This window comes from Pseudomonas sp. YuFO8, from assembly GCF_035065025.1.
GTDB lineage: Bacteria > Pseudomonadota > Gammaproteobacteria > Pseudomonadales > Pseudomonadaceae > Aquipseudomonas > Aquipseudomonas putida_AE.
Window position 1 is genome coordinate 134,239 of sequence record NZ_JAXDEQ010000010.1, and the last position, 19,509, is coordinate 153,747.

Consider the following 19,509-nt stretch of genomic DNA (forward strand, 5'->3'; position numbering starts at 1 on the left):
GCAAATGGCCTCTTCGCGGGCAAGCCCGCTCCCACAGGTTTTTGCGTCGAACACACCATTGTGCTCCGGCAGAGAACCCTGTGGGAGCGGGCTTGCTCGCGAATGCGGTCTCACAGGCACTAAATTTCCATCAGACTGCCGCTTCCACCGTGCCAATGAAATTCGCCAGCTCCACAGTCTGCGGATTGGCAAACAACTCTTTCGGATCACCCACCTCATGCACCAGCCCCTGATGCATGAACACCAACTTGTCCCCCACCTCCCGGGCAAAACGCATCTCATGGGTCACCATGATCAAGGTCATGCCTTCCCTGGCCAGCTGCCGAACCACGCTCAGCACTTCGTTGACCAGCTCCGGGTCCAGCGCCGAGGTGATTTCGTCGCACAGCAACACCTTGGGCGACATCGCCAGCGCGCGGGCAATCGCCACGCGCTGTTGCTGCCCGCCGGACAACCGATCCGGGAAGGCATCGAATTTCTCCCCCAGGCCTACGCGTTCCAGCATCTCCCGGGCCAGTTCGGCCGCCTTGGCTTTCGGTACTTTCTGCACCACCTGCGGCGCCAGCATCACGTTTTCGCCAACCGTCAGGTGCGGGAACAGGTTGAACTGCTGGAACACCATCCCGACTTTCTGCCGCAGACTGCGCAAGTCCGCGCGGGCGGCGTCGAGGTATTCGCCGTCGACTTCGATGACGCCATCGTTGATCGATTCCAGGCCGTTGAGGGTGCGCAGCAGGGTCGACTTGCCCGACCCGCTGCGGCCGATGATTGCCACCACCTGGCCTTGTTCGACACTCAGGTCGATGCCTTTGAGCACATGGTGGTCGCCGTAGTATTTATGCAGGGCGGAAATTCTAAGCAGAGGCATGCAGTCTCCTTTCCAGGTAGCGCGCACTGAGGGACAAGGGGTAGCAGAGCAGGAAGTAGCCGAGGGCGACCAGGCCGTAGACCATGAAGGGCTCGAAGGTGGCATTGGCCAACATGCCGCCGGTCTTGGTCAGTTCGGTGAAGCCGATGATCGAGGTCACGGCGGTGCCCTTGACCACTTGCACCGAGAAACCCACGGTCGGCGCCACGGCAATGCGCAACGCTTGCGGCAGGATCACGTAGCGCAGTTGCTCCAGCGGGTTCAGCGCCAGGCTCGACGAGGCTTCCCACTGGCCGTTGGGGATCGACTCGACGCAACCCCGCCAGATCTCCGCCAGGTAGGCGCTGGTGAACAACGTCAAGGCGATGGCCGCCGCGGCCCAGGGCGATATCTCTACCCCGGCCAGCGCGACGCCGAAGAACACCAGGAACAGCTGCATCAACAGCGGCGTGCCCTGGAACAGTTCGATGTAGGTGCGGGCAACTCTGCGTGGCAGGGGCTTGTTCGAGATGCGCAGCACCATGACCAGCAAGCCGATCAGCCCGCCGCCAAGGAACGCCACCAGCGACAGCGCCAGCGTCCATTGCAGGCCCATGAGCAGGTTGCGCACGATGTCCCAGAAGGTGAAATCGCTCATCGAGTGCTCCTCGCGATGAATCGCTGGCCGATCCAGTTCAGCAGCTGGCGGATCAACAAGGCCATGCACAGATAGAGCAGCGTGGTCAGGGCATAGGTTTCAAAGGCGCGGAAGTTGCGCGACTGGATGAAGTTGGCGGCGAAGCTCAGCTCTTCGGTGGCGATCTGCGAGCAGACCGCCGAGCCGAGCATGACGATGATGATCTGGCTGCTCAGGGCCGGCCAGACCTTGCCCAGTGCCGGCAGCAGCACCACGTGGCGGAACGCCTCGAAGCGCGTCATGGCCAGTGCCGCCGCAGCCTCCAGTTGGCCGCGCGGGATCGCCTGGATGCCGGCACGGATGATCTCGGTCGAGTAGGCTCCCAGGTTGATCACCATCGCCAGCACGGCGGCCTGCCATTCGGAAATCTGCACACCCAGCGACGGCAGGCCGAAGAAGATGAAAAACAATTGCACCAGGAACGGTGTATTGCGGATCAACTCGACGTAGACCGCGAAAATCCCGGCGAAGGGGCGGATATTCCACGCCCGCACCAGCGCCCCGACGATGCCCAGGCCCACCCCCAGCACCGCGCCGATGGCCGTCAGCTCAAGGGTGAACAGCGCACCGCGCAACAGCAAATCGGTGTTGTGCACCACCGGCAAGAAATCGAACTGATAAGCCATCATGAGTCTCCTGCGCGCCGGATCAGAGGTCGGCCGGCAGCGGTTCTTTCAACCAGGTCAGGGCGTTTTTCTCCAGCGCGCCGTCGCTCTTGGCGGTGACGAGGATCTGGTTGACCTTGTCCAGCAACGCCGGCTCGTTCTTGTTCACGCCGACGTAGACCGGCGAGTCCTTGAGCTTCACTTTCAGCGCCGGCACGCGTTTCGGGCTCTTCTCGCTGATGGCGACCATCACCACGTTGCCGCTGGCGATCAGGTCCACTTGCCCCGCCAGATAGGCAGCGATGGTCGAGTTGTTGTCTTCGAAGCGCTTGATGGTCACGCCTTCGGGGGCGACCTTGGTCAGCTCGATGTCTTCGATGGCGCCACGGGTGACGCTGATGGTCTTGCCCTTGAGGTCGTCCAGGCTTTTGATGTCGGCGTCTGGCGGCCCGAACACGGCGAGGTAAAAGGGGGCGTAGGCGCGGGAGAAATCGATGACTTTTTCCCGCTCCGGGTTTTTACCCAGGCTGGAGATCACCAGGTCGACCTTGCCGGTGGTCAGGAACGGGATGCGGTTGGTGCTGTTGACCGGGGTCAGTTCGAGTTTGACCTTGAGCTGTTCGGCCAGCAGTTTGGCGGTGTCGATGTCGAGGCCGCGCGGTTTCATGTCCGGGCCGACCGAGCCAAAGGGCGGGAAATCCTGGGGCACGGCGACCTTGAGGACGCCGCGCTGGACCACATCTTCCAGGGCGTCGGCATGGGCGGGTGCCTGGCTCAGCACGAGGCTGGCGAACAAGGCAGCGAGGAGGGCGCTGTAACGCTGGGTCATGGCAAGTCTCCGGATCTTCGAGAAGTGATTTCTGCGGATCGACAGAGCACGGGCCATGCCAACATGGCGTTTCCCGGACGCCAGGCCGCGGTTTTGTTGGCGTTGCACGGTCTTACTGGTCTGAACAGTCCGGTGGCGTTTCGCACCCCGATGGCGCAGCCGTTAACGTTACCGAACCCCCATGGGGCACGACTTGCCGGGCGCGGCGAATAGCTTTACAACTGATCGCACATTGGCCTGGTTCTAGTGGAAAACCATGAATTCGATCTCCCGCGCCGTACCTGAAGTGGCGCTGCAAGCCATCCGCAAACTGATCACCGAACAGGGGTTCGTGCCGGGGGATGCCTTGCCCTCGCAGCGGGACCTAGCCGTGCAATTGGGGGTCAGCCGGGCGTCGTTGCGCGAGGCGCTGTCATCGCTCAGTGCCCTGGGTGTGATCAGCATCCAGCCGGGTAAAGGGGTGTTCGTGCAGTCGCCGGTGGAGTTGCCCCGAGGCGAGGCAGCGCCCGGTTGGCCGTTCGCGGCACAGGCTTCGCCCTTGGATATCTTCCAGTTGCGGTATGCGCTGGAGGGATTCGCGGCGGGGCTTGCGGCCGTGACCTTGAGTACCGATGAGCTCGATGCGCTGGAAGACAACGTCGCTGCCATGCGCAACGAACTGAAGTCCGGCGACTTTGAAGCGGCGGCGCGGCTGGACTTCGAATTCCACCGTCGAATCCTGTTGGCCAGCGGCAATCAGGCGATGCTGAGCATCCTGACGGCCAGCGCCGACATCTTCCTGGAGAGCCAGAAGCTACCGTTCATCCGGGCCGAACGGGCCATGGAAACCTGGCAGGAACACCGCAAAATCCTTCGCGCGCTGGCGCGCCGGGCCTCGGGGGCCGCGCAAAAGGCCATGCACGAACATGTGCGCAACGCGGCCCTGCGTACCGGAATCGCCTTCGTCGCTCCCGCCACCGCGTGACCTGAGCTATACCCAAACTCATGTAACACCATAGCGAGACTCAATCATCTGCACCTTCCTGAACGGGGGAAGGGCGGCTATGATGGGCCACGTTTTTTTGCTTACAACCCTGGAGAATTCCATGAGCAGCGATCTTATCAAACACGTTAGCGACGCTAGCTTCGAGGCCGACGTACTCAAGGCTGAAGGCGCTGTACTGGTCGACTACTGGGCTGAATGGTGCGGCCCTTGCAAAATGATCGCTCCTGTCCTGGACGAAATTGCCGAGACCTACAAAGGCAAGCTGACCGTTGCCAAACTGAACATTGACGAAAACCAGGAAACCCCCGCCAAGCACGGCGTGCGTGGTATCCCGACGCTGATGCTGTTCAAGAACGGCAACGTTGAAGCGACCAAGGTCGGCGCACTGTCGAAGTCGCAGCTGGCAGCTTTCCTCGACGCCAACATTTAAGCGTCGTAGCAGCCTGTCAGAAAAAGGCCCCGCAAATAGCGGGGCTTTTTTCGTTGTGAAGGGCTAGACGCTCCGAAACTCAGGTGTTACATTCGGCCCCGCGCTGGTTTCTCCAGTGCCCCCTGCTAGCCGTCGCCGACGCTCTCCTTTTCGAATAAGTACGCGATCCTGTCGCCTTCTCCGCGGCGCGGCCTCATTAAGCCAAAAGCTTAATTTCCCCCCTCCATAAATGATTACGTCATTCCTATATGAATCTGACTGAACTCAAGCAAAAGCCGATTACCGAACTGCTCGAATTGGCCGAACAGATGGGCATAGAAAATATGGCCCGTTCGCGCAAGCAGGACGTGATTTTCTCCCTGCTGAAAAAGCACGCGAAAAGCGGCGAGGAAATCTCCGGTGATGGCGTGCTGGAGATTCTCCAGGACGGCTTCGGCTTCCTCCGCTCTGCAGACGCCTCCTATCTTGCCGGCCCTGACGATATCTACGTCTCGCCGAGCCAGATCCGTCGCTTCAACTTGCGCACCGGTGACACCATCGTTGGCAAGATCCGCCCTCCGAAGGAAGGCGAGCGTTATTTCGCGCTGCTCAAGGTCGACACGATCAACTTCGACCGTCCGGAAAACGCGAAAAACAAGATTCTCTTCGAGAACCTGACCCCGCTGTTCCCGACCGTGCGCATGAAGATGGAAGCCGGTAACGGTTCCACCGAAGACTTGACCGGTCGAGTCATCGACCTGTGCGCCCCGATCGGTAAAGGCCAGCGCGGTCTGATCGTTGCACCGCCGAAAGCCGGTAAGACGATCATGCTGCAGAACATCGCCGCGAACATCGCCCGTAACAATCCTGAAGTTCATCTGATCGTGCTGCTGATCGACGAACGTCCGGAAGAAGTAACCGAAATGCAGCGCACCGTGCGCGGCGAAGTGGTTGCCTCGACGTTCGATGAGCCGCCAACCCGCCACGTGCAGGTTGCCGAAATGGTGATCGAGAAGGCCAAGCGCCTGGTCGAACACAAGAAGGACGTGGTGATCCTGCTCGACTCCATCACCCGTCTGGCCCGTGCCTACAACACCGTGATCCCGAGCTCCGGCAAAGTACTGACCGGTGGTGTCGATGCCCACGCCCTGGAGAAACCGAAACGTTTCTTCGGCGCTGCGCGGAACATCGAAGAAGGCGGCTCGCTGACCATCATCGCCACCGCGCTGGTTGAAACCGGCTCGAAGATGGACGAAGTGATCTACGAGGAATTCAAAGGCACCGGCAACATGGAACTGCCTCTGGACCGTCGCATCGCTGAAAAGCGCGTATTCCCGGCCATCAACATCAACCGTTCCGGTACTCGCCGCGAAGAGTTGCTGACGGCCGACGACGAGTTGCAGCGCATGTGGATCCTGCGCAAGCTGCTGCATCCGATGGATGAAGTCGCTGCCATCGAGTTCCTGGTCGACAAGCTGAAAACGACCAAGACCAACGATGAGTTCTTCCTGTCGATGAAACGCAAGTAAGTCGAACGGGCCAAGAAGCCGGGGAAACCCGGCTTTTTGCTATCTGATTTTTGATGAATCGCCAGTTCGTGGTTCTGAATAGAGGGGTTCGGCGCTAAACTGCCCACCCCGAACGCCACGGCCAATACGAGGCTCACGCATGCAGTATCGCGACTTGCGCGACTTTATCAGCGGCCTGGAAAAGCGCGGCGAACTCAAGCGCATCCAGGTTCCGGTGTCCCCAGTGCTCGAAATGACCGAGGTGTGCGATCGCACCTTGCGCGCCAAGGGCCCGGCCCTGCTATTCGAAAAACCTACCGGTTTTGACATTCCCGTGCTCGGCAACCTGTTCGGTACCCCCGAGCGCGTAGCGTTGGGCATGGGCGCCGAAGCGGTCAGCGAGCTGCGTGAAATCGGCAAGTTGCTGGCGTTCCTCAAGGAACCCGAGCCGCCGAAGGGGCTGAAAGACGCCTGGTCCAAGCTGCCGATCTTCCGCAAGATCATCTCGATGGCGCCCAAGGTCGTCAAAGACGCGATCTGCCAGGAAGTGGTGGTCGAAGGCGACGACGTCGACCTGTCGACCTTGCCCGTGCAGACCTGCTGGCCAGGCGACGTTGCCCCGCTGATCACCTGGGGCCTGACGGTCACCAAGGGGCCGAACAAGGACCGGCAGAACCTCGGTATCTACCGTCAGCAAGTGATTGGCCGCAACAAGGTCATCATGCGCTGGCTGAGTCACCGTGGCGGCGCGCTGGATTATCGTGAATGGTGCGAGAAACACCCTGGCCAGCCGTTCCCGGTGGCCGTGGCGCTGGGGGCTGACCCGGCGACCATCCTCGGTGCCGTGACCCCGGTGCCAGACAGTCTTTCCGAATACGCCTTTGCCGGCCTGCTGCGCGGCAACCGGACCGAACTGGTCAAGTGCCGCGGCAACGACCTGCAAGTGCCGGCCACCGCCGAAATCATCCTTGAAGGGGTGATTCACCCGGGCGAGATGGCCGATGAAGGGCCGTACGGCGACCACACCGGCTACTACAACGAAGTCGACAGCTTCCCGGTGTTTACCGTCGAGCGCATTACTCACCGGATCAAGCCGATTTACCACAGCACCTACACTGGTCGTCCACCGGATGAGCCGGCGATCCTGGGTGTGGCGCTGAACGAAGTGTTTGTGCCGATCCTGCAGAAGCAGTTCCCGGAAATCACCGACTTCTACCTGCCACCCGAGGGCTGTTCGTACCGCATGGCCGTCGTGACCATGAAGAAGTCGTACCCGGGGCATGCCAAGCGGGTAATGCTCGGTGTCTGGTCGTTTTTGCGACAGTTCATGTACACCAAGTTCGTTATCGTCACTGACGACGATATCAACGCGCGGGACTGGAACGACGTGATCTGGGCCATCACCACGCGCATGGACCCCAAGCGCGACACGGTGATGATCGAGAACACACCGATCGACTACCTGGACTTCGCCTCGCCGGTTTCCGGCCTGGGTTCGAAGATGGGGCTCGATGCCACGCATAAATGGCCGGGTGAAACCACGCGTGAGTGGGGCCGTGTAATCGTCAAGGACGACGCCGTGACCCAACGGATCGATGCCATCTGGAATCAGTTAGGAATAGATTGATGCGTGTAACCTTGCAGCCCTCCGGCGCAGTACTGGATATCTTGCCCGGCGAGCGGATTCTCGATGGCGCACGCCGCCTGGGCTATGAATGCCCGCAAAGCTGTCGCAACGGTAACTGCCACGTGTGCGCCGCGCTGCTGGTGGAAGGCCGCGTCGAGCAGGCAGGTCTCGTGCGCGACCATGGCGAGTTCTACACTTGCATTGCAGAGCCGCTGGAAGACTGCATCGTGCTGTGGGATGGCGTGCTCGCGCTGGGAGAATTGCCGGTGCGCAGTCTGTCGTGTCAGGTCACCAGTTGCACCGAGGTTGGTGGCGATACCTGGCGGGTGCGGCTGCGGGCTCCTGCCGGCAAGCCACCGCGTTATCACGCGGGCCAGTACCTGATGATCCATCGTGACAACGGCGACAAGTCCTCCTTCTCCCTGGCCTCGGCGCCCTCTGGCGGGCGAGATCTGGAAATCCACGTGCTGGCGCGCGAACCCAGTGCGCTCAGCCTGATCGAGCAACTGCAACGCAACACGATGGTGCGTATCGACATGCCGTTCGGTGATGCGCACCTGGCCGAGTTGCCGGACGGTCCGCTGGTGCTGATTGCGGCGGGCACCGGGATGGGCCAGGTTCATGGCTTGATCGAACATTGCCGCGCCGAAGGCTTCAAGCACCCGGTGCACTTGTACTGGGGAGTGCGTCGTCCTGAAGACTTTTACGAAATCGAACATTGGGATGAGTGGCTGAAACTGCCCAACCTGTTCCTGCATAAAGTCGTCAGCGACCAATGCGGCTGGCAGGGGCGCTGCGGCATGTTGCATGAAGCGGTCTGCGAAGACTTCCCCGACCTCAAGGCCCTGCATGTCTATGCCAGTGGCTCGCCTGCCATGGTCTACGGCACCCTGGACGCGCTGGTCGAGGCAGGAATGGACGCTCACCAGATGCGCGCCGACGTGTTCGCATACGCCCCTCGATCCTGATTCTGTCCCACCACACTGTAGGAGCGAGCTTGCTCGCGATGGTCGTTAACGATTACGCGGGCAGTCAGGATGCCCGCGGCGCTCTTGAGTCCATCGCGAGCAAGCTCGCTCCTACAGGTTATAACCCCATATATAGCTTATCGGTATTTATAAAATCACATAAATGCCGGTAGGTTATATTGTGTTCAGGTAATTAATTAACAACATTGCCATGGCACTTGAATTGCTTTGAAAAACATATGTGCCTTATTGTTACAGCGGTGCGTTCTATTAAGTAACTCTTAACTCGCGGGGAGCTGAACGCTATTCGCCATGAGCGCCATTGAACCTTCGATCTTGAACCTGGCTTACCCTCCGCGGCTCGATCTGGGGCCGCAGCTCACGCACGAACAATTGCTCAGCTCGATGCAGTCGACCATGGCTCGCCACAAGGGCGGCCCGGTGTGGCTGTTCGCCTACGGCTCACTGATCTGGCGACCGGAGTGCACGGCGGTGGAGCGGGTTCGCGGTCGCGTGCATGGCTACCATCGTGGTTTGTACCTGTGGTCCCACGAACATCGCGGCACGCCGGAAATGCCCGGCCTGGTGTTTGGCCTGGATCGCGGCGGCTCCTGCAGCGGGTTCGCCTACCGCTTGCCGGAGGAGCAACTGGACGCTTCGCTGTATGCGCTGTGGAAAAGAGAAATGCCATTCCCGTCCTATCGCCCGCACTGGCTCAACTGCCGACTAGAAGACGGCAACCAGGTTCAGGCGTTGGGATTCGTTCTGGAGCGGCATCTGCCCAGCTACGCTGGCAACCTGCCGGATCACGTGCTGAGCCACGTGTTCGAAAACGCTTGCGGGCGTTACGGCACCACTCGCGATTATGTCGAGCAGACCGCCCACGCCCTGCGTAGCCACGCCATGCCAGACCGGAATCTGGAGGCGCGGCTCAAGCGCTGCAAGTCAAAGGACGATCAAGCGAGTGCTTCGCGGCTCTGACTGGCGACCTGCTTGTGCCACAACGTCGGCGCAAGGAAGGCCATCGCCAGCAGGCAGGCACCGATCAGCAAGACGAAACCGCCGTCCCAGCCGAAATGGTCCACGGTGTAGCCCATCGCTGCACTGGCCGCGACCGATCCCCCTAGATACCCGAACAGACCGGTGAAGCCCGCAGCCGTGCCGGCGGCTTTCTTCGGCGCCAGTTCCAGCGCCTGCAAACCGATCAACATCACCGGCCCGTAGATCAGGAAGCCGATGGACACCAGCGCAATCATGTCAACCGTCGGGTTACCCGCCGGGTTGAGCCAGTACACCAGCGTCGCCACGGTCACCAATGCCATGAACATCATGCCGGTCAGGCCACGGTTGCCACGGAAGATCTTGTCCGACATCCAGCCGCACAGCAGCGTGCCCGGAATACCGGCCCACTCGTAGAAGAAGTACGCCCAGGACGTCTTGTCCACGGTGAAACCCTTGGCTTCCTTGAGATAGGTCGGCGCCCAGTCCAGCACGCCGTAGCGCAGCAGGTAGACGAAGACGTTGGCCAAGGCGATGTACCAGAGCATTTTGTTGCGCAGCACGTATTTGACGAAGATTTCCTTGGCGCTGAATTCTTCTTCGTGGCTGGCGTCGTAGCCTTCCGGGTAATCGTTCTTGTACTTCTCGATCGGTGGCAGGCCGACCGATTGCGGGGTGTCGCGCATGGTGATGAAGGCAAACACCGCCACGGCCATGGCCACCGCCGCCGGCACATAAAACGCCGCGTGCCAGTCGTTGAACAGGCCCATGCCGATCAGGAACAGCGGGCCGATCAGACCGCCACCGACGTTGTGCGCCACGTTCCACAGGGACACCACGCCACCGCGTTCCTTCTGCGACCACCAGTGCACCATGGTCCGCCCGCTCGGCGGCCAGCCCATGCCCTGCGCCCAGCCATTGATGAACAGCAGGACGAACATGATGGTCACGCTGGACGTCGCCCAATGGGCAAAACCGAACGTGAACATCACCGCCGCCGAGACCACCAGGCCGAACGGCAGAAAGTAACGCGGGTTGGAACGGTCGGAAACGATGCCCATCAGGAACTTGGACAAGCCGTAGGCGATGGCAATCGCCGACAACGCCACCCCCAGTTCTCCACGGGTGTAGCCCTCTTCGATCAGATAAGGCATGGCCAGGGAGAAGTTTTTACGCAGCAGGTAGTAACCGGCGTAACCGATAAAGATACCGGCGAAGATCTGCCAGCGCAGGCGTCGGTAGGTGCTGTCTATTTTTTCTTCAGGCAGGGGAGCCTGATGCGTGGCAGGACGAAAGAAAGCAAACATTCAAGAGCTCCAAATTTCTTGTTTTGACTGCGGATGCGAATGTTACAGTTTCGTTATCGAAAATAGCATCGGTTCGCATCGGCAAAACAGCGGAAATGTTGGAATTCAAGCGTTCATTTATGAACATGTCGCTCAGGTGTAAATGAAGGGCGGTGTAGGAATAATTACTCTTGGCGTTTCGATAAGCCTGATTTGCCAGGAATAGGGCAGGTTTTTGGGAAATGTCCTGCGTTACTACCAGACACCATGACCTTCAGCTTAAAACCCTGCATCTCTACCCTTAGTCCTACTGCCAGACATGGCATTTCAGGTGTGAGGGGGAAGGTTTATGCGGTGGTTTGTGTTGATGCTCATGCTGGTGATGTCTGGCGAAATCCTGGCCGGGGAGGTTTTCCTGATACCGGACAATAACCCGAAGCCGATTTACCCGCCGGCACTTCAACGGGCCGGGATCATTGGTGATGTTCGGGTCAGATTTATGGTCAATGCCGATGGATCGGTCAGCAAGGTGAGCATTTTGCAAAGCGACCATCCCGATCTCGCTGAGGCGACCAGAGTGGCGATTGAGCAATGGCGATTCAAGCCGTGGACGGTCGAGGGTGACAAACCAGCGGAGCAGGAAGTGATAGCACCGATGATCTTCAGATACGATTCAGCGCTGCCAATTGACCTCAACAAATGGCTTAAGGAATTGAAATGTCGGGATCTCAACGAAAGAACTGTTCGTACCCCGGATCATGCCTGGGGGGATGTCGCCGCGTTTCACTATACCCGTGCTTACCTGTCGAACGCGTTTTCTACGACAACGCTGAGCAATGAGCGACGTCTTGCGCTGATAGCCCAGCTGAACAGGAAGGTGCCGGTGATTGTCAGGCAATGCATGAACAGACCTGTTTCCAGGTACGCGAGGTTTTTGCCGGAGGACATTCGCAAATTGCTCTAGGCATATAAACGAAAGGACCAGAAGAACCATGTCAGTTGTTCTGGCCTTTTTTATCATGCGCTGATTCAGCGAACCTGCACCACCACCTTCCCGACCGCCTTGCGCTGGCCAAGATCATTGATGGCCTGCGCCGCATTGCTCAACGGATACACCTGCGACACCAGCGGCTTCAACTTGCCCTCTGCAAACCAGCCAAACAATTGCTGGAAGTTCGCGGCGTTGTCCTGGGGCTGGCGCTGGGCAAACGAGCCCCAGAATACGCCCAATACCGCTGCACCCTTGAGCAGTGCCAGGTTCACCGGCAGTTCGGGAATGCGGCCGCTGGCGAAACCGACCACCAGCAGTCGGCCGTTCCAGGCGATGGCGCGGATGGCCTGGTCGAACAGGTCGCCACCCACCGGGTCGTAGATCACGTCGGCGCCCTGGCCGTCGGTCAGGCGCTTGATTTCGTCCTTGAGGCTGGTTTCGCTGTAGTTGATCAGTTCATCGGCGCCCGCAGCCTTGGCCACGGCGAGTTTTTCCGCGCTGCTGGCCGCGGCGATCACCCGGGCGCCCATGGCCTTGCCGATTTCCACTGCCGCCAGGCCGACACCGCCGGAGGCGCCCAGTACCAGCAGGGTTTCGCCGGGTTGCAGGTTGCCGCGTTGCTTGAGGGCGTGCATCGAGGTGCCGTAGGTCATGCTGAAGGCGGCGGCGGTGTTGAAGTCCATGGAGGGCGGGATCGGCAATACGTTGTAGCCGGGCACTGCGACCTGTTCGGCAAAACTGCCCCAGCCGGTCAGGGCCATGACCCGGTCGCCGACTTTCAGGTGGCTGACCTTTTCGCCCACTTCGCTGACGATGCCTGCGGCTTCACCGCCCGGGGAAAAAGGGAAGGGCGGCTTGAACTGGTACTTGCCCTCGATGATCAGCGTGTCGGGGAAGTTCACCCCGGCGGCGTGTACCTCCAGCAGGATTTCGTTCTTCTTCGCGACAGGACTGGCGACGTCTTCCAGCACCAGCGATTCGGCAGGACCGAAGGCTTTGCACAGCACGGCTTTCATCAGGGCTATTCCTTTTGGAGTGATGGCCGATAAGTGTAGGTGTGTGAGTCGACGGGTCAACGAGCATGCCCGGGCCTGATAGTCAGCCATAAGCTTGTGTTGGCGTGGCGGGTGGTTATGCTGGGCCGCAAACCGGATAAGGAGCGAATTGTGAAAGCGTGGATCATGTTGTTGCTGGCCCTGTCCCTACCTGTGGCAGCGGTGGCCGAGGAAAAGGAAGAGGTGGCGCCGAAGGTCAATTACGTCACCTTGAGCCCGCCGTTCGTGGGCAACTACGGGTTGGATGGCACGCCCAAGCTCAAGGTCTACAAGGCCGATGTGGCCTTGCGTGTGACGGGGGACGAGGCCACCAAGGCGGTGAAGGCCAACGAGCCGCTGATTCGCAATCAACTGGTGGCGTTGTTTGCCCAGCAGTCCAGCGAGACGATGAACAATGTCGAGGCCAAGGAAAAGCTGCGTCAGGAAGCCTTGAAGCAAACCCAGCAGATCATGAATGATGAAACGGGCAAGCCGGTGGTTGAGGATTTGTTGTTCAACAACCTGATCATCCAATAAGTTTTGCAGCGCCTTTACCGGCCTCTTCGCTGGCAAGCCAGCTCCTGCAAGGTTTGTGGTGAATCACAATCCTGCATTCACCACAGAACCCTGTAGGAGCTGGCTTGCCAGCGAAGGCATTCGCAGAGTCGCTGCAAATATTACGGCTTGAGCGCAATCACCGCCGCCCACTGCTCCTCTGTCACCGGCATCACCGACAGCCGCGAGCCCTTCTGCACCAGCGGCATCTCGGCCAGCGCCGTCTGCTGCTTCAGATAATCGAGTTTCAACACCCGGGAAAACGTCTCGACATGCGCGACATCAATCGCGCTCCAGGCGTTTTTTTCTGCCGTTGCCTTTGGATCGTAGTAGTGGCTCTCAGGCTCGAGCGCCGTCGGGTCGGGATACGCGGCTTCGACAATCTTGCCGATGCCAGCAATCCCCGGCTCCGGGCAGCTCGAGTGATAGAAAAAGAACGCGTCCCCCACCGCCATTGCCCGCAAAAAGTTACGCGCCTGATAGTTGCGAACCCCGTCCCAGCGCGCTTTGCCGAGCTTTTCCAAGTCTTTGATCGAGAGCTCGTCGGGCTCGGATTTCATCAGCCAATAGGCCATGGTTCTGGCTCCTTGCGTAGCGGGTGGAGAGGTTGTTGGGCAATTTTATGACAAACCGACAGTCGGTTGACGCCAGCATTTGCGTGCCGGTTCACGTTGTCGCAAAATGCCGGCCTTTCAAGCTTGACGCTGCTGCACGGCCAACAAACGGAAACCGCTGCTGTCATCGTGTTGATATGCCTTTGGGGGGCAATCGATGAAACGCAAACCGGATTTACTATGGATTTTGGTTATTTTGTTCGGCCTCGGCGTCGTGACCACTGGCTATGCCCAAAGCCTGTGGGTCAACAAGAACGATGCACCGGTCGAAATCTCGTCATTGCAGCAACAGTCGACAGCCTTCAAACGCTGATCCGCGCTTTTCGACGCCGCTGAATCCGGTGGCGTCTAGCCTGCGTAATACCAGGCCTTGTCCGTCACCGTTCCTTGCAACGGCACATCCCAGCTCGCCTGAGCCAGTCGCTCGACCTTCTGACATTCGTGGGCCAGCCCCAGCAACGTCGGCTTGCGCCAGTCATTGCGGCGCGCCAGGTAGGCCAGGCTGCGATCATAGAAGCCGCCGCCCATGCCCAGGCGCCCGCCGACATCGTCAAACCCCACCAATGGCAGCAGCACCAGATCCAGCGCCCAGACTTTACGTTGCCGGGCGAGGTTGTGCCTGGGTTCCAGGATACGGAAGCGATTGAGCCTGAGTTTTTCGCCGGGGCGGATGCGCTGGAACACCATCTTGGTGCGCGGCCAGGCGCTGAGCACCGGTAGATAGGTGGCCTTGCCCCGACGTTGAGCCGCACGCAGCAGCAGGCGCGGATCGATTTCACCGTCAGTGGGCAGATAAAGGGAGATGTGCCTGGCGCGGCGAAACAGCGGTTGCTGGGCCAATTGCTTGTACAGCCCGCGGGCCGCCTGGCGTTGCTGACAGGGCGTCAGTGCGCGGCGGGCCTTGCGCAACATGCGTCGAAGTTGCGGGCGAGGGAGCAGCGCAGGTTCGGTCATGGATTCGGGGCTTCGGTAATGCAATTACAGATATCGTATCTATAAAAACGCCGATGCCGGTATTTAAACCGGCATCGGACTGGAATCAGGCTCCCCGGATGTACCGCTGTCGACTTAGCCCTTGAACCCGAAAGTTCAAGGTGGAAGATGCAGTAGGCTTTCAGGCTTTCCGTCTAGCGGACATGCACACCAGCCCAACGTGCAACCTCCAGGGTATAGCAAATCGGCTCAGGGACATCGCCAACTGGCAAGCACCCCAGGGAGTGATCAGAGTATACCGCAAGCGGTGACACGAATCAGCCTTTGGTGACATCCGGATCAGTGGCGAGCACCAGATCGACTCGATCGAGCAGGTCGCGCACCTGTTCGCGAGTCGAACCGCTGGCCTGGATGTCCGGTCGCTCTTCCTTGTGCAGCAGGTCGTGGGTGATGTTCAACGCGGCCATCACGGCGATGCGATCGGCGCCGATGACTTTGCCGCTGCTGCGGATTTCGCGCATCTTGCCGTCCAGGTAGCGGGCGGCGCTCACCAGGTTGCTGCGTTCTTCCTGGGGGCAGATGATCGAATATTCTTTGTCGAGGATCTGCACAGTGACGCTATTGCTTGAACTCATGAGTCTTGCTCCAGGGCCTTGAGGCGCGAAATCATCGATTCGACCTTACGCCGGGCGATTTCGTTTTTTTCAATGAGGTGCGCGCGTTCCTCGCGCCAGGTCTTTTCCTGAGCTAGTAAGAGTCCGTTTTGGCTCTTAAGTTGCTCGACTCGGGTAATCAGCAGTTCGAGTCTGGCCATCAGCGCTTGCAGGTCGGTGTCTTCCATTGTCTTCACTGTCTGATGGGTGATGGACTGTAGGAGCGAGCTTGCTCGCGATGAACCAGAGATCGCCGCGGGGTGTCAGGTAACCAACGTTATCGTTGACGACCATCGCGAGCAAGCTCGCTCCTACAGGGGTAGTCGATGTAGGATACAAGGCCTTCATTCTAGACATAGCGCCGTCTGGCGCCTAGCTGCCCATGACCATTCAGAATTCCCCGTACCAAGCCTTCGCCAACCTGCTGACTTCCAGCGGTCATAACGTCTCGCCTGCCGAACTGCACGGCCTGTTGCTCGGCCGTAGCTGCGCCGGCGCCGGTTTCGAGGCCGAAGGCTGGCTGATCGACGCCGCCGAACTGCTCGAAAACGAGCCTCAGGACAACGTTCGCAGCGCCTTGATCGGCCTGCAGGAGATGGTCAAGGGCGAGCTCACCGGCGACGACGTGACCGTGGTCCTGTTGCTGCCGACCGATGACGCCCCGCTCGCCGAGCGTGCCGCGGCACTGGGCCAATGGTGCCAGGGCTTCCTCAGCGGTTTCGGCCTGAACTGCCGCGACAGCAGCAGCCTGAGCCTGGAGGCCACCGAAGTGTTGCAGGACCTTGCAGCCATTTCCCAGGTGCAAGAAGCACTGGAAGAGTCGGACGACGGCGAAAGCGACTATATGGAAGTCATGGAGTACGTGCGCATCGCGCCGTTGCTGCTGTTCTCCGAAACCAAAAAAGACGTGGCGGCTGCCGCCAAGCCGTCGCTGCACTGATCAAAAAGCCAGGGAAAGCCATCTGCCCATGATTCATATCCCGAAAGCGGAATACAGCCGTCGCCGCAAGGCCCTGATGGCGCAGATGGAACCCAACAGCATCGCCATCCTGCCTGCCGCCGCGGTGGCCATTCGCAACCGCGACGTAGAGCACGTCTACCGTCAGGACAGCGACTTCCAGTACCTCAGCGGTTTTCCCGAGCCCCAGGCCGTACTGGTCCTGATGCCGGGGCGTGTGCATGGCGAATACATCCTGTTCTGCCGTGAACGCAACGCCGAGCGCGAGTTGTGGGACGGCCTGCGTGCCGGGCAAGAGGGCGCGATTCGCGACTTCGGTGCCGACGACGCCTTCCCGATCACCGATATCGACGACATCCTGCCAGGCCTGATCGAAGGCCGTGACCGGGTGTATTCGGCCATGGGCAGCAACCCGGAGTTCGACCGGCACCTGATGGACTGGATCAACGTGATCCGCTCCAAGGCCAGCCTCGGCGCCCAGCCGCCGAACGAATACGTTGCCCTGGATCATCTGCTGCACGACATGCGCCTGTATAAATCGGCGGCAGAAGTGAAAGTGATGCGCGAAGCCGCACGGATTTCCGCCCAGGCGCACGTGCGCGCGATGCAGGCCAGCCGTGTCGGGCTGCATGAGTTCAGCCTGGAGGCCGAGCTCGATTACGAATTTCGCAAGGGCGGGGCCAAGATGCCCGCCTACGGGTCGATCGTCGCCGCAGGGCGCAATAGCTGCATCCTGCACTACCAGCAGAATGACGCGCTGCTCAAGGACGGCGATCTGGTGCTGATCGACGCCGGGTGCGAGATTGACTGCTACGCCAGCGACATCACTCGCACCTGGCCGGTCAACGGCAAGTATTCCGCGGAACAGAAGGCGATCTACGAGTTGGTGCTGGCTGCCCAGGAGGCCGCGTTTGCCGAGATTGCCCCGAACAAGCACTGGAATCAGGCGCACGAAGCCACGGTCCGCGTGATCACTGCGGGTCTGGTCGAGTTGGGCTTGCTGCAAGGCGATGTCGACGAACTGATTGCCAGCGAGGCCTACAAGGCGTTTTACATGCACCGCGCCGGCCATTGGCTGGGCATGGATGTGCACGACGTCGGCGAGTACAAGGTCGGCGGTGAATGGCGCGTGCTGGAAGTCGGCATGGCGCTGACCGTGGAGCCGGGGATTTATATCGCTGCAGACAACCAGAACGTAGCGAAGAAATGGCGCGGCATTGGCGTGCGCATCGAGGACGACGTGGTGGTCACCAAAACCGGCTGTGAAATCCTGACTAAAGGCGTGCCGAAAACGGTCGCCGAAATCGAGGCCCTGATGGCGCAAGCACGGACACAAGCGGCATGAGTCGATTCAACCTGGCGATTATCGGTGGCGGCCTGGTCGGTGCCAGTCTGGCGTTGGCCTTGCAGGCCGGGGCAAAGGCGCGTGGCTGGAAGATCGTGCTGATCGAACCGTTTGCCCCCGGTGACGCCTATCAACCCAGTTACGACGCACGCTCCACGGCGTTGTCCTTCGGTGCGCGGCAGATTTACCAGCGCTTGGGCGCCTGGCAGGAAATCTCCCGCCGCGCCGAGCCGATCAAGCAGATCCACGTCTCTGACCGCGGGCGTTTTTCCACGGCGCGACTGTCGGCGATGGAAGAGGGCGTTCCGGCGCTGGGTTACGTGGTGGAAAACGCCTGGCTCGGCCATTGTCTGTGGCAAGGCCTGGACAAGGACGTGATCAGCTGGCGTTGCCCGGCGGAAGTCACGCGCATGGAGCCGCTCACCGACGGCTACCGCCTGACCCTGAGTGATGAAACCTCGTTCGATTGTGATCTCGCGGTGCTCGCCGATGGCGGCCGTTCCGGCCTGCGTGAGCAACTGGGCATCGGCATCAGGAAGCGCCCGTACAACCAGAGCGCGCTGATCGCCAACATCACCCCGAGCGAAGCCCATGACGGCATGGCGTTCGAGCGCTTCACCGACGATGGCCCGATGGCGTTGCTGCCGTTGCCGGACAACCGCTGTGCGCTGGTCTGGACGCGTCAGGGCATGGATGCGCAACGCCTGGCCGCCCTCGATGAGCGCAGTTTCCTGAGCGAGCTGCAGGGGGTATTCGGTTATCGCCTCGGCACGTTGAAGCAAGTCGGTGTGCGGCACTTGTATCCGCTGGCGCTGGTGGAGGCCGAAGAGCAGGTGCGCTCGCACCTGGTGGTGCTCGGCAATGCGGCCCACAGCCTGCACCCGATTGCCGGCCAGGGCTTCAACCTGTCCCTGCGCGATGCCCAGGCGCTGGCCGATGCACTGCTCGCCAGCGAACAACTGCCGGGCAATTTCGCCACCTTGCAGGATTACCGCGAGCGCCAGCGACTGGACCAGAACCTCACCGTCGGATTCTCCGACCAGGTCACGCGCCTGTTCGGCAGCACCCAGCCCCTGGTATCACTGGGTCGCAACCTGGGCCTGCTCGGCCTGGACCTGCTGCCGCCGGCCAAGCGCTGGTTCGCCCGGCAAGCCATGGGCCTGGGTACCCGTCCTGATGTTTAAGTGGCTGACCCGCCGGTTTGGCAAGGCCCGCCTCATGTGCCGGTTCATGAACCTCTACCCGCCGTACCTTGGGGCCGGGGTTCGGGTACGGCACATCAGCGATGACTTTCGTGACGTCCAGGTGTCCATGGGCCTGAGCTGGTACAACCGCAATTACGTCGGCACGCAGTTCGGCGGCAGCCTGTATTCGATGGTCGACCCGTTCTTCATGTTGATGTTGATGGAAAACCTGGGTCGCGATTACATCGTCTGGGACAAGGCCGCCGACATCGATTTCATCGCGCCGGGCAAAGGCCCGGTGTTTGCCCGTTTCAACATTGACGACACCCTGCTCGACGAGATCCGGCGGCAGACGGCGGATGGCAGGAAGTACCTGCCGCAATTGCAGGTCGATATTCATGACGGCGCCGGTAACCTGGTGGCGCGTGTCGGAAAAACCCTTTACGTGCGGCTCAAGCCGCAAGCGAGACAGGCTTAAAGCA

The 19,509-nt window shown here is 60.3% G+C and carries 23 protein-coding genes and 1 other RNA gene; 13 read left to right on the plus strand and 11 right to left on the minus strand.

The window, feature by feature from the left end:
- Positions 1-130: 130 nt before the first annotated feature.
- Genes SOP95_RS11700 through SOP95_RS11715 form a run of 4 tightly spaced genes read right to left on the minus strand, consistent with a single transcriptional unit; the run spans position 131 to position 2,978 of the window.
- Positions 131-868: an amino acid ABC transporter ATP-binding protein gene (locus tag SOP95_RS11700; RefSeq protein ID WP_274073668.1), complete on the minus strand. Its 738-nt coding sequence runs from the start codon at positions 866-868 to the stop codon at positions 131-133.
- On the minus strand, positions 855-1,505 hold the full coding sequence (locus tag SOP95_RS11705) for an amino acid ABC transporter permease (RefSeq protein WP_323607206.1): 651 nt from the start codon (positions 1,503-1,505) through the stop codon (positions 855-857). The genes SOP95_RS11700 and SOP95_RS11705 overlap by 14 nt, the downstream gene beginning before the upstream one ends.
- Positions 1,502-2,170 (minus strand): amino acid ABC transporter permease, encoded by a 669-nt coding sequence (locus SOP95_RS11710; protein ID WP_274073666.1) that lies wholly within the window; start codon positions 2,168-2,170, stop codon positions 1,502-1,504. The genes SOP95_RS11705 and SOP95_RS11710 overlap by 4 nt, the downstream gene beginning before the upstream one ends.
- A 22-nt stretch (positions 2,171-2,192) precedes the next feature.
- Positions 2,193-2,978, minus strand: coding sequence for a transporter substrate-binding domain-containing protein (locus SOP95_RS11715; protein WP_323607207.1), 786 nt, complete (start codon positions 2,976-2,978; stop codon positions 2,193-2,195).
- Positions 2,979-3,234: 256 nt separating this feature from the next.
- On the opposite strand from SOP95_RS11715, the gene SOP95_RS11720 reads away from it, so the two are divergent.
- From SOP95_RS11720 to SOP95_RS11745, 6 genes are all read left to right on the plus strand, one after another.
- A complete protein-coding gene (locus tag SOP95_RS11720) occupies positions 3,235-3,942 on the plus strand; it encodes a FadR/GntR family transcriptional regulator (protein WP_274073664.1) in 708 nt (235 codons plus the stop codon).
- Between the two features lie 121 nt (positions 3,943-4,063).
- Positions 4,064-4,393, plus strand: coding sequence for a thioredoxin TrxA (gene trxA / locus SOP95_RS11725; RefSeq protein WP_003206727.1), 330 nt, complete (start codon positions 4,064-4,066; stop codon positions 4,391-4,393).
- 248 nt (positions 4,394-4,641) lie between these two features.
- Positions 4,642-5,901, plus strand: a complete 1,260-nt coding sequence (gene rho, locus SOP95_RS11730) for a transcription termination factor Rho (RefSeq protein ID WP_003206716.1) — start codon at positions 4,642-4,644, stop codon at positions 5,899-5,901.
- A 139-nt stretch (positions 5,902-6,040) separates the two neighbouring features.
- Entirely contained in the window at positions 6,041-7,507 is a 1,467-nt protein-coding gene (ubiD, locus tag SOP95_RS11735) for a 4-hydroxy-3-polyprenylbenzoate decarboxylase (RefSeq protein WP_323607210.1), read from the plus strand.
- A complete protein-coding gene (locus tag SOP95_RS11740) occupies positions 7,507-8,475 on the plus strand; it encodes a CDP-6-deoxy-delta-3,4-glucoseen reductase (RefSeq protein ID WP_323607211.1) in 969 nt (322 codons plus the stop codon). Before ubiD ends, SOP95_RS11740 begins: the two co-directional genes overlap by 1 nt.
- Positions 8,476-8,787: 312 nt before the next feature.
- Positions 8,788-9,456, plus strand: a complete 669-nt coding sequence (locus tag SOP95_RS11745) for a gamma-glutamylcyclotransferase (RefSeq protein WP_323607212.1) — start codon at positions 8,788-8,790, stop codon at positions 9,454-9,456.
- On the opposite strand, the gene glpT is transcribed toward SOP95_RS11745, so the two are convergent.
- Complete coding sequence (gene glpT / locus SOP95_RS11750; protein WP_323607213.1) at positions 9,432-10,781, minus strand: glycerol-3-phosphate transporter; 1,350 nt, start codon at positions 10,779-10,781, stop codon at positions 9,432-9,434. The two genes, SOP95_RS11745 and glpT, sit on opposite strands and share 25 nt — an antisense overlap.
- Positions 10,782-11,109: 328 nt before the next feature.
- Between glpT and SOP95_RS11755 the strand changes: the two genes are divergently transcribed.
- Positions 11,110-11,724, plus strand: a complete 615-nt coding sequence (locus SOP95_RS11755) for an energy transducer TonB (protein WP_323607214.1) — start codon at positions 11,110-11,112, stop codon at positions 11,722-11,724.
- A gap of 65 nt (positions 11,725-11,789) precedes the next feature.
- Here SOP95_RS11755 and SOP95_RS11760 read toward each other — a convergent pair whose 3' ends face one another.
- Positions 11,790-12,767 (minus strand): NADPH:quinone oxidoreductase family protein, encoded by a 978-nt coding sequence (locus tag SOP95_RS11760; RefSeq protein WP_274073655.1) that lies wholly within the window; start codon positions 12,765-12,767, stop codon positions 11,790-11,792.
- A gap of 150 nt (positions 12,768-12,917) precedes the next feature.
- Between SOP95_RS11760 and SOP95_RS11765 the strand changes: the two genes are divergently transcribed.
- On the plus strand, positions 12,918-13,322 hold the full coding sequence (locus SOP95_RS11765) for a flagellar basal body-associated protein FliL (protein WP_274073654.1): 405 nt from the start codon (positions 12,918-12,920) through the stop codon (positions 13,320-13,322).
- Between the two features lie 140 nt (positions 13,323-13,462).
- Here SOP95_RS11765 and SOP95_RS11770 read toward each other — a convergent pair whose 3' ends face one another.
- Positions 13,463-13,915: an EVE domain-containing protein gene (locus SOP95_RS11770; protein ID WP_274073653.1), complete on the minus strand. Its 453-nt coding sequence runs from the start codon at positions 13,913-13,915 to the stop codon at positions 13,463-13,465.
- A 196-nt stretch (positions 13,916-14,111) separates the two neighbouring features.
- Here SOP95_RS11770 and SOP95_RS11775 point away from each other — a divergent pair, with 196 nt between their 5' ends.
- Positions 14,112-14,267 carry a hypothetical protein gene (locus tag SOP95_RS11775; RefSeq protein ID WP_274073652.1) on the plus strand — a complete coding sequence of 52 codons (156 nt, stop codon included), beginning with the start codon at positions 14,112-14,114 and terminating at the stop codon, positions 14,265-14,267.
- Between the two features lie 35 nt (positions 14,268-14,302).
- On the opposite strand, the gene SOP95_RS11780 is transcribed toward SOP95_RS11775, so the two are convergent.
- The 4 genes from SOP95_RS11780 to SOP95_RS11795 all read right to left on the minus strand — a co-directional run bounded on the left by SOP95_RS11780 (position 14,303) and on the right by SOP95_RS11795 (position 15,728).
- Entirely contained in the window at positions 14,303-14,908 is a 606-nt protein-coding gene (locus SOP95_RS11780; protein WP_274073651.1) for a 5-formyltetrahydrofolate cyclo-ligase, read from the minus strand.
- A gap of 87 nt (positions 14,909-14,995) precedes the next feature.
- Positions 14,996-15,174, minus strand: a non-coding RNA gene (gene ssrS, locus SOP95_RS11785) — 6S RNA.
- 30 nt (positions 15,175-15,204) lie between these two features.
- Positions 15,205-15,522 (minus strand): cell division protein ZapA, encoded by a 318-nt coding sequence (locus SOP95_RS11790; RefSeq protein ID WP_008055229.1) that lies wholly within the window; start codon positions 15,520-15,522, stop codon positions 15,205-15,207.
- Positions 15,519-15,728, minus strand: coding sequence for a TIGR02449 family protein (locus SOP95_RS11795; protein ID WP_007982902.1), 210 nt, complete (start codon positions 15,726-15,728; stop codon positions 15,519-15,521). The genes SOP95_RS11790 and SOP95_RS11795 overlap by 4 nt, the downstream gene beginning before the upstream one ends.
- Positions 15,729-15,922: 194 nt before the next feature.
- Between SOP95_RS11795 and SOP95_RS11805 the strand changes: the two genes are divergently transcribed.
- The 4 genes from SOP95_RS11805 to SOP95_RS11820 are packed head-to-tail and all read left to right on the plus strand — an operon-like array spanning position 15,923 to position 19,505.
- Positions 15,923-16,480 (plus strand): YecA/YgfB family protein, encoded by a 558-nt coding sequence (locus SOP95_RS11805; RefSeq protein WP_274073650.1) that lies wholly within the window; start codon positions 15,923-15,925, stop codon positions 16,478-16,480.
- A 28-nt stretch (positions 16,481-16,508) separates the two neighbouring features.
- Positions 16,509-17,843 carry a Xaa-Pro aminopeptidase gene (gene pepP, locus SOP95_RS11810; RefSeq protein WP_274073649.1) on the plus strand — a complete coding sequence of 445 codons (1,335 nt, stop codon included), beginning with the start codon at positions 16,509-16,511 and terminating at the stop codon, positions 17,841-17,843.
- Positions 17,840-19,027 (plus strand): 2-octaprenyl-6-methoxyphenyl hydroxylase, encoded by a 1,188-nt coding sequence (gene ubiH, locus SOP95_RS11815; protein ID WP_323607216.1) that lies wholly within the window; start codon positions 17,840-17,842, stop codon positions 19,025-19,027. The genes pepP and ubiH overlap by 4 nt, the downstream gene beginning before the upstream one ends.
- On the plus strand, positions 19,020-19,505 hold the full coding sequence (locus SOP95_RS11820; RefSeq protein WP_274073647.1) for a DUF4442 domain-containing protein: 486 nt from the start codon (positions 19,020-19,022) through the stop codon (positions 19,503-19,505). Before ubiH ends, SOP95_RS11820 begins: the two co-directional genes overlap by 8 nt.
- Positions 19,506-19,509: the final 4 nt, after the last annotated feature.

What these genes read in the sequence shown, in the direction of transcription:
- SOP95_RS11700 (WP_274073668.1), bottom strand. Translation starts at nt 868, where the DNA reads ATGCCTCTGCTTAGAATTTCCGCCCTGCATAAATACTACGGCGACCAC.
- SOP95_RS11705 (WP_323607206.1), bottom strand. Translation starts at nt 1,505, where the DNA reads ATGAGCGATTTCACCTTCTGGGACATCGTGCGCAACCTGCTCATGGGC.
- SOP95_RS11710 (WP_274073666.1), bottom strand. Translation starts at nt 2,170, where the DNA reads ATGGCTTATCAGTTCGATTTCTTGCCGGTGGTGCACAACACCGATTTG.
- SOP95_RS11715 (WP_323607207.1), bottom strand. Translation starts at nt 2,978, where the DNA reads ATGACCCAGCGTTACAGCGCCCTCCTCGCTGCCTTGTTCGCCAGCCTC.
- SOP95_RS11720 (WP_274073664.1), top strand. Translation starts at nt 3,235, where the DNA reads ATGAATTCGATCTCCCGCGCCGTACCTGAAGTGGCGCTGCAAGCCATC.
- trxA (WP_003206727.1), top strand. Translation starts at nt 4,064, where the DNA reads ATGAGCAGCGATCTTATCAAACACGTTAGCGACGCTAGCTTCGAGGCC.
- rho (WP_003206716.1), top strand. Translation starts at nt 4,642, where the DNA reads ATGAATCTGACTGAACTCAAGCAAAAGCCGATTACCGAACTGCTCGAA.
- ubiD (WP_323607210.1), top strand. Translation starts at nt 6,041, where the DNA reads ATGCAGTATCGCGACTTGCGCGACTTTATCAGCGGCCTGGAAAAGCGC.
- SOP95_RS11740 (WP_323607211.1), top strand. Translation starts at nt 7,507, where the DNA reads ATGCGTGTAACCTTGCAGCCCTCCGGCGCAGTACTGGATATCTTGCCC.
- SOP95_RS11745 (WP_323607212.1), top strand. Translation starts at nt 8,788, where the DNA reads ATGAGCGCCATTGAACCTTCGATCTTGAACCTGGCTTACCCTCCGCGG.
- glpT (WP_323607213.1), bottom strand. Translation starts at nt 10,781, where the DNA reads ATGTTTGCTTTCTTTCGTCCTGCCACGCATCAGGCTCCCCTGCCTGAA.
- SOP95_RS11755 (WP_323607214.1), top strand. Translation starts at nt 11,110, where the DNA reads ATGCGGTGGTTTGTGTTGATGCTCATGCTGGTGATGTCTGGCGAAATC.
- SOP95_RS11760 (WP_274073655.1), bottom strand. Translation starts at nt 12,767, where the DNA reads ATGAAAGCCGTGCTGTGCAAAGCCTTCGGTCCTGCCGAATCGCTGGTG.
- SOP95_RS11770 (WP_274073653.1), bottom strand. Translation starts at nt 13,915, where the DNA reads ATGGCCTATTGGCTGATGAAATCCGAGCCCGACGAGCTCTCGATCAAA.
- SOP95_RS11775 (WP_274073652.1), top strand. Translation starts at nt 14,112, where the DNA reads ATGAAACGCAAACCGGATTTACTATGGATTTTGGTTATTTTGTTCGGC.
- SOP95_RS11780 (WP_274073651.1), bottom strand. Translation starts at nt 14,908, where the DNA reads ATGACCGAACCTGCGCTGCTCCCTCGCCCGCAACTTCGACGCATGTTG.
- SOP95_RS11790 (WP_008055229.1), bottom strand. Translation starts at nt 15,522, where the DNA reads ATGAGTTCAAGCAATAGCGTCACTGTGCAGATCCTCGACAAAGAATAT.
- SOP95_RS11795 (WP_007982902.1), bottom strand. Translation starts at nt 15,728, where the DNA reads ATGGAAGACACCGACCTGCAAGCGCTGATGGCCAGACTCGAACTGCTG.
- SOP95_RS11805 (WP_274073650.1), top strand. Translation starts at nt 15,923, where the DNA reads ATGACCATTCAGAATTCCCCGTACCAAGCCTTCGCCAACCTGCTGACT.
- pepP (WP_274073649.1), top strand. Translation starts at nt 16,509, where the DNA reads ATGATTCATATCCCGAAAGCGGAATACAGCCGTCGCCGCAAGGCCCTG.
- ubiH (WP_323607216.1), top strand. Translation starts at nt 17,840, where the DNA reads ATGAGTCGATTCAACCTGGCGATTATCGGTGGCGGCCTGGTCGGTGCC.
- SOP95_RS11820 (WP_274073647.1), top strand. Translation starts at nt 19,020, where the DNA reads ATGTTTAAGTGGCTGACCCGCCGGTTTGGCAAGGCCCGCCTCATGTGC.